Raw genomic sequence first — 13,361 nt, 5'->3', positions numbered from 1 at the left:
AACCGGTCACATGCCAGCTACTCGGCCCTTCGTCCTCCTGCTTTCGTCCAACCACCGCCGCAGGTACGCGGAGGACGTCCTGTCGGCCCTGGCCCTGCCGCGAGGGGCCCTCATCCAGTTCCGGTACGAGGCCGACTACGTGGTCCCGTCCCTGCAGCAGATGATCGCCGACCGTTCCGTCGTCGGCCGGCGCTGCCTGCTGGGCTTCGTCGCCGACGTGGAGTCGCCGTCCGAGCCGCCGTCCGAGCCGCCGTCCGAGTCGCTGTCCGAGTCGCCGTCCGAGCCGCCGTCCCAGTCGCCGTCCCAGATGCCGTTCGTCGTGCCTGTGCGCTTCGCCTCGGTCGTCGGCGCCGTCTGCGTGGCCGACCTGTTCCTGTTCCGGCTGCGGGTGGAGGAGTACGCGAACGTGGAGGAGCTCCCGCTGACCGAGGCGGGGATCAGAGCCGAGGGAAGGCGGTTCGTCGACAAGCTGGCGGAGGCCAACGGCCATCGCTACTACCCGGCCACCGCCCGGTTCCCCGATCTCCACCTCCACGAGGGCGGCGGCGACGACCCGCAGCTGTGGCTGGGGGTCGCCAGGCGGCTCGCGAAGCACCCGACGTTCCGCTCCTCCTACTTCGTCCGCATCGAGGAGCCGACGCTGACCGGCGACAGAAAGGTACGGTTCGACGCCTCGGGCCGGCTGACCCTCAGCGACAGGATGTCGGTGAAGATGCGCGTCAGCTTCTACTGCGACAGATACTCGGAGACCACGAAGCGGCTCGTCTGCGCCACGGACGGCACCTATCTCAAGACCTCGTCCGACGACTCCTGCGACGTGGCTCTCAGCTACGACGCCGTCGAGTTCTGGCTGCAGCCCGCGATGCTCGGCTTCGACGCGCTCACCCGGGTGACCGTCCGGCTGGAGGAGAGCAAGGGGGCCCCGTCCCCGGCGGGCGACTCCCTGACGACCAGAGCCGGTTTCCCGGTGATCGTACGGCGCTCACGTTCACGGCTGCTCACGCGGGTGGCGGCGAGCTCCGCGGGAGCCTTCCTCGTCGCCCTGCCGGCCGTCGTGGGGCTGGACTTCCCGCTGCCGGCGAGGGTGCTGTCAGCCGTGGCCGGGGCCGCCCTGCTCGCCTTCGCGACCATCGTCGTCCCGCGCGCCGCGTGAGCTCCGGGTCGCGCCGGAGACGCCGGAGGAGCCCGGCACGCCGGAGAACAGATGCGGGCGCTGTGCGAACTCCCGGCACAGCTCCTCGAACAGCGGAATGAGAGCCGGGCAGCTCGCATTTATCTTCCGCCTGGCCACTTCCTCGGTGTGCTTGTACGCCTCCCAGGTGGGCCGCACCGGATGATAATCGGCCAGCAGCACATTGACATGGGGAAGGAGTTTGTCCAGGGCGTAGACGAACCGGCTCTCCGGATCGCCTTGCGCCTTGTAGCCGTACATTTCCTGGATGAGCCATGGGAAGAGCTCGCCGAAATCCCGGGTGATGGTCTCACGCGCCTCCTCCTCGCGCAGGGCCTTCTTCTCCAGGTCGGCCGGGTCCGCGTAGACGGAGACGTCGCCGGAGTGTATTTCCGGCAGGTCGTGAACGAGCGCGTACTTCGCTATCAGCCCCAGATCGAGGGTGCCGTCGACCAGCGGAGCCAGGCAGAGCGCCACCAGGCCGAGGGCGAAGGAGTGCTCCGCGTCGTTCTCCCGGCGGCCGGCGCCCAGGGGGACCACCGATGTCCGCTCGATTCCGCAGGGCGGAACGGCCAGTTCCCCCATCACGGAGATCAGCGTTCGCGCGTCGACCGGCACGCCGCCGCCGGAGCCCGCCGGCACGCTGCCGCCGAGGTCGTTCACCGCATCGTTCACTGTCAGGCCGCCCTCGCCTCGATCACCGTTCGCGGACCCGTGGCATACGACGACTACCCTGGTCCGCACTGTGCAGCTGGCCTTTTCGCAACAGTAGCGGGTGGTTCGGCGTCCCGCAGGATCGGCGCCGCACCGGCATAGCGGGGCCGGCGAACGGGATCGGCGTTCGAATGAATTCCGATGAAAGGCGTTCTCCGGTGCGGGGAAAGATCGATCGCGGGTCGGGAAAGGCGCCTGACCGGCTGTCGCCGGGGCGCCGGGGTCACTCCGACAGGTCGTCGAAACCGTCGAAGCCGCCGAAGGCGGCGCCGTACCGCACGCACACCATCCGGGCCACCGCCTCGTGGGCGCCGAGGGGCGCCGCGCATCCGGCCCCGATCGCCTCGGCCGAGGCCATGACGCGATCGAGGTCGGCCTCCGGCCCGATCACGTACGGGACCACGGCCAGCCGGTTGGCGCCGATCTTGTGCAGCCGCTCGGCGGCGTCGCGGATGGTGGGCACCCCGTCGAGAGCGGCCGGGACCACGGGAAGGGTCAGGCGCGCGGCCAGCAGGACGGAGGTCGCGTCGGCCCCCCGGGCCGCCTCGTCGCCTCCGGCGGTCGCGACGATGATCCCGTCGACCGGGGACGACACGTTGAACAGCCGCATCCGGTCGGCGCGGGCCAGGCCCGCCTCCGCCAGCCGGACGTGCAGGGCCTCCGCCAGCAGGGGATGCGGCCCCAGCGGCTCGGTGATCTTGACGGCGGTCTCGCTCTGCGTCACGGCGTCCCGTACGGCACGCAGGACCCGGGGGTGCGGCCCGGTGACGAGCGGGACCACGACGGCGGCGTATCCGTCGGCGGAGCGCTCGGCCGCGATGGTGGAGAACTCCTTGGTCAGGTCGGCGCCGCCGTCCCCGAGCGAGACGATGCGAAGGTCGATCTGCGGGTTGTCGAGCCGGACGATGGTGGCGACCTCGGCGGCCACGTCCTCGCTCGCCTCCGCCGCGTCCGTGGGCCTTCCCGGCACCGCCAGGACCAGAGCCGGCGCGTCGTGCGGCAGCTCGGCCGGCAGCGGCCGCCGGTGGCGCCCCGTCCCGGGCCGGGACGATCGCTCCCGGGTGGGAAGCTTCGGCGGGTCGTCGTGACCTTCGTTCACACCGGCGGATTCTAGGGCGAATTGGGTCGAAGAGCGGAACCAACGCGCGGCTTGTTGCTGATGGGTGATCTAGTAAGTTCACGAGGCTGTTACGTACGCCTGATGATATGTCCGGGTTTGTGGTGGGTCTTCCTGAATTTTCGGGGGAGAGGAGCGGCCGGTGATCTCGGTGTTCGGCAGCGCCAACATGGATCTCGTCGCCTATGTCGCGCGGGCTCCCCGGCTGGGGGAGACCGTGACGGGGCGGGCCTTCCGCACGGTCCCCGGGGGGAAGGGGGCCAACCAGGCCATCGCCGCGGCCCGGGCGGGAGCGGATGTCGCGTTCATCGGCGCGGTGGGTGACGACGCCTTCGCCCCCGGCCTGCGCGCCGCCCTGGAGGAGGCCGGTGTGGACGCCGGCCTCCTGCGGACCGTGCCGGGGCCGTCGGGGGTCGCCCACATCGTCGTCGAGGACGGCGGCGACAACTCGATCATCGTGGTGCCGGGGGCGAACGGCGCCGTCACCGGCCCCACGGAGGAGGACGCGCGTGTCATCGCCCGGTCCGACGCCCTCCTCCTCCAGCTCGAGCTGCCGATGGAGGCCGTGACGGCCGCCGCCAGGGTGCATGGGGCCGACGTGATCCTCACCCCGGCGCCGGTCGTCCCGCTTCCCGGGGAGTTGCTGGAGGCCGTGCGGCTGATCGTGCCCAACGAGCACGAGGCGGCGGCGATCACCGGCCTCGCCGACCCGGGCTCCGCGGTCGAGGCGCTGCTCGACATGGTGCCCGAGGCGGTCGTCACGCTGGGGGCGCGGGGTGTGCTGTACGGCTCCCGCGACGGCATGCGCCTGCGCGTGCCCGCCGTACCGGTGCGGGCGGTGGACGCCACGGCGGCGGGGGACACGTTCGCGGGGGCGCTGGCCGTGGCCAGGGCCGAGGGGCTCGCCCCGGAGGACGCGCTGAAGTTCGCCGTGGCGGCCGCGGCGCTGTCCGTCCAGCGGGAGGGCGCCAGCACGTCGATGCCCCGCCGCCATGAGATAGACGCCGCGATGAGATAGACGCCGTCATGAGATAGACGCGGCCCTGTGAGCCGTGGCGCCTCCAGCGGGCCGCCGGGCGGCATCCGGCCACAGGGCTGGGCGCCCGGCGCTTCCAGCGGCTACAGGAGGGCCGCACGGGCGCGCAGGCGCGCGTGAGTGCCGCCCATCGGCGCGACGCCCTTGAGCACGGCCTTGGGCAGCTTGGCGGTCATCGTGTAGACGGTGTCCACCACGTTGGCGACCGGGCTGAGCGCCGCCTGCGAGACGAGCTGGTAGGCGTCCAGGGTGGACAGGCCGGTCTCGGCCGCCAGCCACCGGGTCAGCTCCGCGTGCGCGATGCGGAACGCGTCCTCAAGCGGCTTGGCCGAGCCCGTCGTGATGATGAAGTCGTCGCTCTCCAGCCGCGGCCACGCGCACGGCGCGCCCTTGATGAGGTCGATGACGACGACGGTGTCCATGGCGGTCTCCACCGCCACCCCGCACGTCTCGCCCTCGCCCTGGCGGGCGTGGCCGTCGCCGAAGGAGAACATCGCGCCCTCGACGTTCACGCCGAGGTAGCAGGTGGTCCCCGCGCGCATCTCCGGGGTGTCCATGTTGCCGCCCCAGTCGCCGGGGGCGAGGGAGCTGCGCACCTCCCCGAGGGCGGGGGCGACGCCGACCGTGCCGTGCATGGGGTCCAGCGGCAGGTCCACCTCGTACGGCGAGTCGAGCGCGCTGTAGCGGACCAGCCGGGCGTCCCTGTCGATGTCGTAGATCCAGGTGCGCTCGGGCAGCGCCTCGTGCAGCAGGGCGGTCGTCCCTGTGCCGGTCAGCGCGCCGAAGAACGGCACGGTCGAGCTGACGCCCCGCGCCTCCCTCGGCTCGATGCTGACGAAGTGGACGGCGAGGGTGTCCCCCGGCTCGGCCCCCTCGACGTAGAAGGGGCCGGTCTGCGGGTTGATGAACCGGGGGTCGCAGACCTTGGAGACCAGGTCCCCGGTGGAGCGGACCCGCCCGGCGAAGCAGTCCCTGGTCCAGGTCGACAGCACCGTCCCCGGCCGCACCGACATGACCGGAGCGGCGCCGCCGAAGGTGTAGGTCAGGCTCGCCGGGTCGGCGTCCGGGTCGGGGTCGTACGAGACGGCCATCGGCTCTCCTCGGAACTGGTCAGGCGAGACGCGATCTGTCGCGCTCCGTCGGGTCGGGCACGATCCGTCCGATGATGACGTACTTCACCGTCGCGCCTGCAGCCGGGTGTGCGGTATCACCGTAGATGCGTGAATCGTGGCAGTTGTCCGTTTGTTCGGGCAAGGCGCCCGGTGTTTCGTAGTCCTCACACCGAGAACAGCCGACCCCCGGGCGGTGTCCCTGCCGGGGAGCGTGAGGAGAGCAATGCAGGTGCACGACCTGTCCGCAGGCGACGACGTGCTGACCCGCGTCGAGAGCGTCGCCCGCCGCGCCCTGCGGCACTACGACGTGTCACCGGACGCCGAGGTGACGCTCGTCAACGTGTCGGAGAACGCGACGTTCACCGTGGACGACGGCGGCCTCCGGACGATCCTGAGGGTCCACCGGCTCGGCTACCACTCCCGCGACGCCATCGCCTCCGAGCTGGCCTGGCTGGAGGCGCTGCGCGCCGACGAGGGTATCCGGACCCCGGCCGTGCTGCCCGCCCGCGACGGGTCGAGGGTGCTCACGGTCGAGGACCCGGGGGCCGAGCCGCGCGACTGCGTCATGTTCGAGTTCCTCTCCGGCGGCGAGCCGGCGCAGGACCGCCTGGTGGAGGACTTCGAACAGCTCGGGGCGATCACCGCGCGCATGCACAGGCACGCCCGCCAGTGGCCGCGTCCGGCGTCGTTCACCCGGTTCCACTGGGACTGCGAGGCCGCCTTCGGCTCCGTCGCGAGGTGGGGCAGGTGGCAGGACGGCGCCGGCGTCGACAAGGAGGCGCACGATGTGCTGTCCCGGCTGGAGGCCGAGCTGCGCGAGCGGCTCGCCCGGTTCGGCAGGGGGCCGGAGCGTTACGGGCTCATCCACGCCGACCTGCGCCCGGCCAACCTGCTCGCCGACGACGACGCCGGCACCGGTGTCATCGACTTCGACGACTGCGGCCTCGGCTGGTACCTCTACGACCTGGGCGCCGCCGTCAGCTTCATGGAGCACGACCCCCAGGTGCCGCGGATGGCGGACTCCTGGGTCCGCGGCTACCGGTCGGTGCTCGATCTGCCCGAGGACGACGCGGCCGAGATCTGGACGTTCATCATGTTCCGCCGCCTCCTCCTCGTCGCCTGGATCGGGTCCCACTCCGCCGTCGACGTCGCCAGGGAGCTCGGCGCCGGTTACACCCGCGGCAGCTGCGAGCTGGCCGAGCGCTACCTCACCGGATCACTCTGAATCACTCCGAACCGGATCACCGCGAGAAACCGGATCACCGCGAGAAACCGGACCACTCCGAACCCGGACCGCGATCGGCACGGACCGCCGCGGGCGTGACGGCGGCGGACGCGGGCGGCACAATGACGGGATGACCGGTGGGTGGCGGAGCGGGCTCCGGATCGCGAGCGCGCCCGTCAGCTTCGGCGTCTACCGCGCCGACGCGGCGTTCCCCGGCCCGGACGAGCTGCTCGCCACCATGCGGGCGGCCGGATACGACGGCACGGACTCCGGCCCGATCGGCTACCTGGGGGAGGGCGAGGAGCTCGCGGACCGGCTCGCCCGGCACGGGCTCGCCCTCGCGGGCGGCTGGGTGGACCTGCGGTACGGCGACCCGGGCGGGTTCGCGGAGGACGTGGCCGCGCTGGAGACGGCGCTGGACGTCTTCGCCGGCGTGCCACCGCTCGCCGGCGACGCCCGTTTCGCCCCCAGGCCGACGCTCGCCTGCCCGGACCACCCCGCCAGGTTCGCCCGCCCCGGAATGCCCGCCGATCCCGGGCTGCGGCTCGCCCCGTCCGAGTGGCCGGCCTTCGCCGCCCGGGTGGGGGAGGCGGCCGCCCGCTGCCGCGAGCGCGGCCTGGAGCCCGTCTTCCACCACCATCTCGGCACCGACGTGGAGACGCCGGACGAGATCGAGCGGCTGCTGGAGCTCACGGACGTCTCGCTCTGCCTGGACACCGGGCATCTGTGGCTGGCGGGAGGCGACCCCGTGACGGCGATCCGCGACTGGGGCTCCCGGGTCCGGCAGGTGCATGTGAAGGACGCCGTCCGGGCGGCGCTGGCCCGCGTCCGCGCCGCCGGCGGCGATCTGTGGGACGTGGTCGGCGGCGGCGGCTTCCCGCCCCTCGGCGCAGGGGACCTCGACCTCCCGGCGGTCGCCGCCGAGCTGCGCCGCGCCGGCTACGAGGGCTGGATCGTCGTCGAGCAGGACATCCCCGCGCCGTCCGGGAACGACGAGGCTGTGAGGGACATCGGGCCTCCCGGACCGGCCCGGGCCGTGGCCGACCAGCGAGCCAACCGGGCGGCCCTCGAAGACGCCCTGCGCGCCGCGGAGTCCTGACCCCTCCAGGCAAGCCGGCGAGCCGGCATCCCGGGCGGCCCGCGCCCCCGTGGCCGGGCCGTCGAGGTCAGGCGAGCGAGCTCAGGTGGGCCGCACCGGCTCCGCCTGCTGGACGGCGCACGCCCTCGCCAGGGCCAGCGTGTCTTCGAGCACCCAGTCGTCGACGAGCCGCCCCCAGCGAAGCCGGATCCACTGGACGCCCTGGTTGGTGTAGACGGTCCCGTCCCGCAGCGTCGCCCGTACGGCGAGGCGTACGGCCACGCGGGTGTTCCAGGGCGGCCCGGCCACGGTCACGTCCTCGGCACTGATCCGCAGCCCGGGGAGCAGTGCCACGGCGCGCTCGAACCAGCCGCGGAACTCCTCGCGCCCGGTGAGGCGGGCCCCCAGAGGCGTGTCGCCGACGAAGGTGAACGTCATGCCGGGCGTGGCCTGCCGTACGGCGACCTCGAAGCCGTCCGTCTCGATCCTCCGCCACAGCCCGCGTACTCTCGCCGCCACCAGCGCGTGGTACATGCCGCCTCCAGTGAGTCTTGGTATTGAACTCACCGTAGACAAGTGAGTTCAGTCTGGCAACGGACTAGTCTCGGCTCATGCGCCGCACCAGCTTCGCCGAGTTCCGCTGCTCCCTGTCCCGCAGCCTGGAGGTGATGGGCGACTGGTGGACGATGCTGATCCTCCGGGACCTCCATCTGGGCGTGAACCGGTTCGACGAGCTGGTCGAAGACCTCGGCATCTCCCGCAACCTGCTCACCACGCGGCTGCGTGAGCTGGCCGGCCACGGAATCGTGGAGCGCGTCCGCTACCAGGAGCGGCCGGTCAGGTACGAGTACAGGCTCAGCGAGCCCGGCCGTGAGCTGGTGCCCATCCTGTTCGCGCTGACGGCGTGGGGCGACCGGTGGGCGGCGCCCGACGAGGGGCCGCCGCTGCGCCTGCGGCACGACGCGTGCGGCGCCGTGTTCACCCCCGGCGTGACCTGCTCGGAGTGCGGCGGCGCGGTGACCGCCCAGGATGTCACCGCGGTTCCCGGGCCGGGCGGCGCGGCGGGGCCGGGCACCTGGGTGCTCGCCCGCCGGCTCGCTTCCAGGACCGCCTGAGGAGCTCCCTCACGGGGCCGGGCGATCGAATGCGGTCTCCCCGCGGCCTGCGCGCCGGACCCCTGGCCCGGGCGGGCCCCCGGCGTATCGTGGCCGCATGACGCTGGAGCTCGACGGCAGGGTCGTGCCGATCACGAGCCCCGACCGCGTGGTCTTCCCGCGGACCGGGCACACCAAGCTGGACCTGATCTCCTTCTACCAGGTGGTCGGCGAGGGGGCGCTGCGCGGCGTGGCCGACCGTCCGGTGATCCTCAAGCGCTTCGTCCACGGCGTGGACAAGGAGGCCTTCTTCCAGAAGCGGGCGCCGGCCAAGCGCCCCGAGTGGATCGAGGTCGTCGAGCTGGCCTATCCCTCGGGGCGGACGGCGGACGAGGTGGTCATCCGGGATCTCGCCACGCTCCTGTGGACCGTCAACCTCGGCTGCGTCGACCTCAACCCCCATCCCGTGCGCGCCGGGGACCTCGACCACCCCGACGAGCTGCGCATCGACCTCGATCCGGTGCCGGGCGTCGAGTGGGACCAGATCGTGGGGGTGGCCCTGGTGGCGAGGCAGGTGCTGGAGGAGCACGGGCTGACCGCCTGGCCGAAGACCTCCGGCTCCCGCGGCTTCCACGTCTACGCCCGGGTCGAGCCTCGCTGGACGTTCGCCGAGGTGCGGCGGGCCGCCGAGGCCGTGGCACGGGAGGTCGAGCGCCGGGCTCCCGACATCGCGACCAGCCGGTGGTGGAAGGAGGAGCGGTGGGGCGTCTTCGTCGACTACAACCAGAACGCGCGTGACAGGACCGTCGCCTCCGCCTACTCCGTCCGGCCGACGGGCCTGGTCTCCACCCCGCTGAGCTGGGACGAGGTCGGCGACTGCGATCCCGGGCGGTTCACCATCGCCGGCGTGCCCGACCGGTACGCCGAGGTGGGCGACCCGTGGGCGGGCATGGACGACGCCGTGGGCTCGCTCGACGGGCTCCTGGAGCTGGCGCGGGCCCAGGGCCCCAGGCCCGCCGCCCCCAAGGGGGAGGGCCGGCGCAGGCAGCTCATGCCGCTCATCGAGATCGCCAGAGCCGAGACCAAGGACGAGGCGATGGCGGGGTTCGAGCGGTGGAAGGCCCGCCATCCCGGCGTGGCGGGGCACCTGGAACCGGCCGACGTCCTGGTCAACTCCATGCGCGGGCGAAGCTCCACCTGGACGCGGATCAGGGTCAACCTGCAGCACGTCCCCGAGGCCGAGCGGCCCGCCCAGGAGCCGCTGGAGGTCGACTACGACCCCTGGCGGGGCCGGTAGACGTCCCACAGCTCGCCGAGGAAGAACCCGCAGAAGCGGGCGAGCGCCGCCGCGCCGCCGGGCCCCGCCGTACGGAACGTGGCGAGCATCCGGGCGAGGTCGGCCGGCGAGATGCGCAGCGTTCCGGCGGCCACCGCCCGCGCCCCCTCGTCGGCGCCCTCCTCGACGTGGCCCTCCAGCAGCCGGGCGTACAGGGTGGAGGTGTCCAGCCACAGCCGCGTCGGCGGCCCGTGGTGGACGTCCTTCCAGCCCGCCAGCGTCCGGGGACGGTCGTCGCCGTCCCAGAAGTGCAGCCGGTAGAGCATCCGGCGGCGGTCCGGCGCGTCCCCTGGCGTGAAGAGGTTGAACCAGCCCCGGGAGATCGGACGGCGGCCCCCGCAGACGGCGGCGTCGATCCACCCCTCCGCCCGGGCCTGGTGGTCCGGCTCGGTCAGGAAACGGTCGACGTCGTCGACGGTGATGATGAGGCGGAAGGCGAAGGGCCCGCTTCCCGGCACTCCTGCCTGGGAGCGCGGGTCGTCCCCGCCGGGCTGGAGGGCTCCCCGCATCTCCTCGACGAACCACAGCGACGTCCGGTCCCCGTAGACCGCCGGCTCGGCGTCCGGTCCGGAGCCCGGCTTGGCGGCGGCCGTCGCGGGGGCGGTGGTCTCCAGCATGCGCGTGGCCATGCGGTCGGCCAGCGCCGCGATCGTCAGCGCCGGGTTCGCCCCGACCGGGCCGGGCATGGCGGCGCCGTCGGCGATGTAGAGGCCGGGGAAGCCGAACACCTCGCCGTACGGGTCGCACACGCCCTCTCCGGGGTGCCGGCCCATCGGCGCGCCGCCCAGCGGATGCACCGTCATGACCCGCTTGCCGAGCCACGAGGGGGTGTCGGCGTACTCGGCCCCGAGGACGTGGGCGATCCGCCGCATCGTGGCGCGCAGCCCGTCGAAGTACTGCTGGCTGGTCCGGGCGTCCCAGTCCACGTCGAGCCGGTCGTCGCGCAGCCGCAGCGTGCCGTCGGGGACGTCGCGGCCCATGCCGAGCAGCGGCAGCGACGAGCCCGACAGCTCGCCTTCGCCGATCAGCCCGGCGATCTCCGCCGACAGGTTGGTGTCGTGGGTGAGCCGGCCGCGCAGCCGTTCCAGCAGGAAGCGCGCCGCCCGGCCGAGCTCGCCGCCGACGTCGGCGCCCTCCACCAGGTAGTCGACGAACTGGGGATAGCCGCCGTCCTCCACGTACGCTCCCCGGCCCCCGGCCTCACCCTCCAGCCTGATGGCGCTGGTGATGACCGGCCCCCGGCTGGCCTGGACCGGCCGGGTCCTGCTCCGGTCGGTGGCCCGCAGGAGGAACGCCAGCATGTCGCCGTTCCCCGAGAAACGCGTCCCGAGCGTCCGGCTCAGGCCGGGGAAGGCCGCGCGGTCCTTCAGCAGCAGGTACGACGTGCCGTACGTGCCCGCGGCGAGGACCAGCCGGTCGCAGCTGATCGTGTGCGGGCCGGTCCGCCTCGGCGCGCGGCGGTCGTCGCCGCCCGCCACGGCCGGCGGCATGTGCTCGACGTACTCGACGTCGTACCCGCCCCCGAGGCGCGGCCGGACGCCGCGGACCTCGTGCAGGGTCCGCAGCTCGGCGCCGTGCCTTCGGGCCGCCGACAGGTAGGTGTGGTCCAGGCTGTTCTTCGCGCCGTCGTTGCAGCCGATGTCGCACTCCCCGCACAGCCGGCAGGTACGGCGGGGCACGCCGTGCAGGTTGCCGTACTCGCGGTCGGTCACGGGTGTGCCCTGCTCCGCCTCCGCCCCGGGGGACGGGGCGAAGCTGATCGCCAGCGGCGGCAGCCGCCAGTCGAGCCCCAGCTCGGCGGCGGCGTCCCGCATGGCGAGCGTCTTCAGCGTGTCGGCGTACGCCGGGCGGTTCAGCGGGTACGGCGTCACGCCGATCATCTGCTCGACGGCGTCGTAGTGCGGGTCCAGCTCCGCCCTGGTCACCGGCCACGACTCGTAGCCGCCTCCCGGCAGCGCCTCCTCGTGGACGAACCATTCCTCGTCCTTGCGCAGCAGGACGTTGGCGTAGATGAGGGAGCCGCCGCCCAGCCCGCTGGACACGATCGACTGGCAGTCGCCGAAGCTCCACACGTCGAACATGCCGTACAGGCCCGCGCCCGGATCCCAGAAGGCCTTCCCGAGCTGGGCCGGCGTGCGGGGGAAGGATCCCGGGGGGTACGGCCGGCCGCGTTCGAGCACGACCACCTGCCTGCCCGCCTCGGCGAGCCGGTAGGCCGCCACCGCGCCGCCGAAGCCCGAACCGACAACCACCGTGTCGACGTGTTCCATGGATGTGCTCTCAGTGCCGCGTCAGGCGCCGATGACGGTGCCGCCGGAGTGCCGCTTGAGGAAGTGGAGGACGTGCGGGAACACGTCGACGTGCGCGTTCTGCCCGATCAGCGGATCGATGTGCCCGTAACCGGGGAGGACGCGCAGCTCGTGCCGGCCGGGGGCCGCCTCGGACAGAAGGCGGTGGCAGACCACGTTGGAGTCGGTGAAGACGTCGTTGTGGTCGCCGGTCAGGAACAGGATCGGCGTGTCCACGCGGGCCGCGCCTGCCAGGTAGTCGTCAGGCAGCGCGGCGTGCCGCGGGTCAAGCGGGTCGAACTTCACGGCCCGCCCCGCCGCCACCATCTTCCGGACGTGCCGGTAGTAGTGCAGGGCGCAGGCCCCGTTGAGGTCGGCCAGCCGCTCGTGCAGGTGGGTCTGCGGCCGCAGGTTGCGGTGCCGGTACATGGCGGGCTTCCCGCTGCCCCACATGAAGCTCTGCATGTGGCAGGCCGCCTCCCGGCATTCGGGGTGGAAGCGGGAGACGGCCCAGGCCATCAGCCTGCGGCGGGTCAGCGGCGGCGCGTCCCTGAACCGGGGGTCCAGGTACGGCAGGCCGGTGCCGTACTCCAGCAGGGCCGGCCCGAGGGTGAGCTTCACCCGCGCCCAGGGATGCACCCGCGGCGTCAGCGCGACGCTGTTGGCGACCAAGCTGGCGATCCCGTCCAGGGCGCCGGAGAACAGGCTCATGTGGAACGACAACGACCCCAGGCAGTGCGCCACGACGTGTATCCGCCGCGCCCCCACATGGCGGCGGAGTTCACGAAGCGCTGCCGGGTGGTCGAAGTGAGCGATGTCGTCCAGCGTGTGCCTGCGGGTCTCGACGTTGTAGGTGAACCGGTTGCTCATCCGGAAGTCGAGCGCCCACACGTCGCCGAACCCGTTGTCGTGCAGGAACGCGACCAGGTTCTCGTGCTCCGGCATGATGAACATGTCGCTCGACGAGGTCAGGCCGTGCACCAGCAGCACCACGTCGTCCGGCGCCGGGCTGTCCGCCCGGCGGAACCGGGTGAGGGTGAGCCCCAGCTCGTCCTCGGTGGAGAACGGATGGACCGTCACCTCGGCTTCCCGCACACCTTCCAGCGTGAACCGGGGTATCCGGTGCTTCATCCGATCAGCCTCCTTGGCCAGGGCAACCATCCCAATCACTTACCTACCGGCGGCATCGT

General features: G+C 72.6%; 12 protein-coding genes. 6 read left to right on the top strand and 6 right to left on the bottom strand.

What is annotated here, in order from left to right; all coding sequences use genetic code 11:
• Window positions 1-10 precede the first annotated feature (10 nt).
• Entirely contained in the window at window positions 11-1,153 is a 1,143-nt protein-coding gene (locus tag AB0B72_RS14420) for a hypothetical protein (RefSeq protein ID WP_367739186.1), read from the top strand.
• Here the strand turns inward: AB0B72_RS14420 and AB0B72_RS14415 are convergent.
• A complete protein-coding gene (locus AB0B72_RS14415; protein WP_367739185.1) occupies window positions 1,091-1,846 on the bottom strand; it encodes an HD family hydrolase in 756 nt (251 codons plus the stop codon). The two genes, AB0B72_RS14420 and AB0B72_RS14415, sit on opposite strands and share 63 nt — an antisense overlap.
• Before the next feature lie 262 nt (window positions 1,847-2,108).
• Window positions 2,109-2,984, bottom strand: coding sequence for a sirohydrochlorin chelatase (locus tag AB0B72_RS14410; RefSeq protein ID WP_367739184.1), 876 nt, complete (start codon window positions 2,982-2,984; stop codon window positions 2,109-2,111).
• Between the two features lie 160 nt (window positions 2,985-3,144).
• On the opposite strand from AB0B72_RS14410, the gene AB0B72_RS14405 reads away from it, so the two are divergent.
• Window positions 3,145-4,020 carry a ribokinase gene (locus AB0B72_RS14405; protein ID WP_367739183.1) on the top strand — a complete coding sequence of 292 codons (876 nt, stop codon included), beginning with the start codon at window positions 3,145-3,147 and terminating at the stop codon, window positions 4,018-4,020.
• 101 nt (window positions 4,021-4,121) lie between these two features.
• Here AB0B72_RS14405 and AB0B72_RS14400 read toward each other — a convergent pair whose 3' ends face one another.
• Window positions 4,122-5,129, bottom strand: a complete 1,008-nt coding sequence (locus tag AB0B72_RS14400; RefSeq protein WP_367739182.1) for an acetamidase/formamidase family protein — start codon at window positions 5,127-5,129, stop codon at window positions 4,122-4,124.
• 244 nt (window positions 5,130-5,373) lie between these two features.
• Between AB0B72_RS14400 and AB0B72_RS14395 the strand changes: the two genes are divergently transcribed.
• Window positions 5,374-6,375, top strand: coding sequence for a phosphotransferase enzyme family protein (locus AB0B72_RS14395; RefSeq protein ID WP_367739181.1), 1,002 nt, complete (start codon window positions 5,374-5,376; stop codon window positions 6,373-6,375).
• A gap of 130 nt (window positions 6,376-6,505) precedes the next feature.
• Window positions 6,506-7,474 (top strand): sugar phosphate isomerase/epimerase family protein, encoded by a 969-nt coding sequence (locus AB0B72_RS14390; protein WP_367739180.1) that lies wholly within the window; start codon window positions 6,506-6,508, stop codon window positions 7,472-7,474.
• 81 nt (window positions 7,475-7,555) lie between these two features.
• Here the strand turns inward: AB0B72_RS14390 and AB0B72_RS14385 are convergent, their stop codons facing one another.
• Entirely contained in the window at window positions 7,556-7,987 is a 432-nt protein-coding gene (locus AB0B72_RS14385; protein ID WP_367739179.1) for a nuclear transport factor 2 family protein, read from the bottom strand.
• A gap of 77 nt (window positions 7,988-8,064) precedes the next feature.
• Between AB0B72_RS14385 and AB0B72_RS14380 the strand changes: the two genes are divergently transcribed.
• Window positions 8,065-8,568 (top strand): winged helix-turn-helix transcriptional regulator, encoded by a 504-nt coding sequence (locus tag AB0B72_RS14380; RefSeq protein WP_367739178.1) that lies wholly within the window; start codon window positions 8,065-8,067, stop codon window positions 8,566-8,568.
• 97 nt (window positions 8,569-8,665) lie between these two features.
• Window positions 8,666-9,844 carry a non-homologous end-joining DNA ligase gene (ligD, locus tag AB0B72_RS14375; RefSeq protein WP_367739177.1) on the top strand — a complete coding sequence of 393 codons (1,179 nt, stop codon included), beginning with the start codon at window positions 8,666-8,668 and terminating at the stop codon, window positions 9,842-9,844.
• Here ligD and AB0B72_RS14370 read toward each other — a convergent pair.
• Together AB0B72_RS14370 and AB0B72_RS14365 are read right to left on the bottom strand one after the other, a co-directional pair.
• Window positions 9,820-12,153, bottom strand: a complete 2,334-nt coding sequence (locus AB0B72_RS14370) for a GMC oxidoreductase (RefSeq protein WP_367739176.1) — start codon at window positions 12,151-12,153, stop codon at window positions 9,820-9,822. The genes ligD and AB0B72_RS14370 overlap by 25 nt on opposite strands.
• Window positions 12,154-12,174: 21 nt before the next feature.
• Window positions 12,175-13,302, bottom strand: coding sequence for an alpha/beta fold hydrolase (locus AB0B72_RS14365; protein WP_367739175.1), 1,128 nt, complete (start codon window positions 13,300-13,302; stop codon window positions 12,175-12,177).
• Between the last annotated feature and the right edge of the window lie 59 nt (window positions 13,303-13,361).

It is taken from the genome of Microbispora sp. NPDC049125, from assembly GCF_040802045.1.
Classification (GTDB): domain Bacteria; phylum Actinomycetota; class Actinomycetes; order Streptosporangiales; family Streptosporangiaceae; genus Microbispora.
Note: the sequence above shows the minus strand (reverse complement) of the source record. Positions and strands in the feature narration are given on the sequence as shown.

What these genes read in the sequence shown, in the direction of transcription:
- AB0B72_RS14420 (WP_367739186.1), top strand. Translation starts at nt 11, where the DNA reads ATGCCAGCTACTCGGCCCTTCGTCCTCCTGCTTTCGTCCAACCACCGC.
- AB0B72_RS14400 (WP_367739182.1), bottom strand. Translation starts at nt 5,129, where the DNA reads ATGGCCGTCTCGTACGACCCCGACCCGGACGCCGACCCGGCGAGCCTG.
- AB0B72_RS14395 (WP_367739181.1), top strand. Translation starts at nt 5,374, where the DNA reads ATGCAGGTGCACGACCTGTCCGCAGGCGACGACGTGCTGACCCGCGTC.
- AB0B72_RS14390 (WP_367739180.1), top strand. Translation starts at nt 6,506, where the DNA reads ATGACCGGTGGGTGGCGGAGCGGGCTCCGGATCGCGAGCGCGCCCGTC.
- AB0B72_RS14385 (WP_367739179.1), bottom strand. Translation starts at nt 7,987, where the DNA reads ATGTACCACGCGCTGGTGGCGGCGAGAGTACGCGGGCTGTGGCGGAGG.
- AB0B72_RS14380 (WP_367739178.1), top strand. Translation starts at nt 8,065, where the DNA reads ATGCGCCGCACCAGCTTCGCCGAGTTCCGCTGCTCCCTGTCCCGCAGC.
- ligD (WP_367739177.1), top strand. Translation starts at nt 8,666, where the DNA reads ATGACGCTGGAGCTCGACGGCAGGGTCGTGCCGATCACGAGCCCCGAC.
- AB0B72_RS14370 (WP_367739176.1), bottom strand. Translation starts at nt 12,153, where the DNA reads ATGGAACACGTCGACACGGTGGTTGTCGGTTCGGGCTTCGGCGGCGCG.
- AB0B72_RS14365 (WP_367739175.1), bottom strand. Translation starts at nt 13,302, where the DNA reads ATGAAGCACCGGATACCCCGGTTCACGCTGGAAGGTGTGCGGGAAGCC.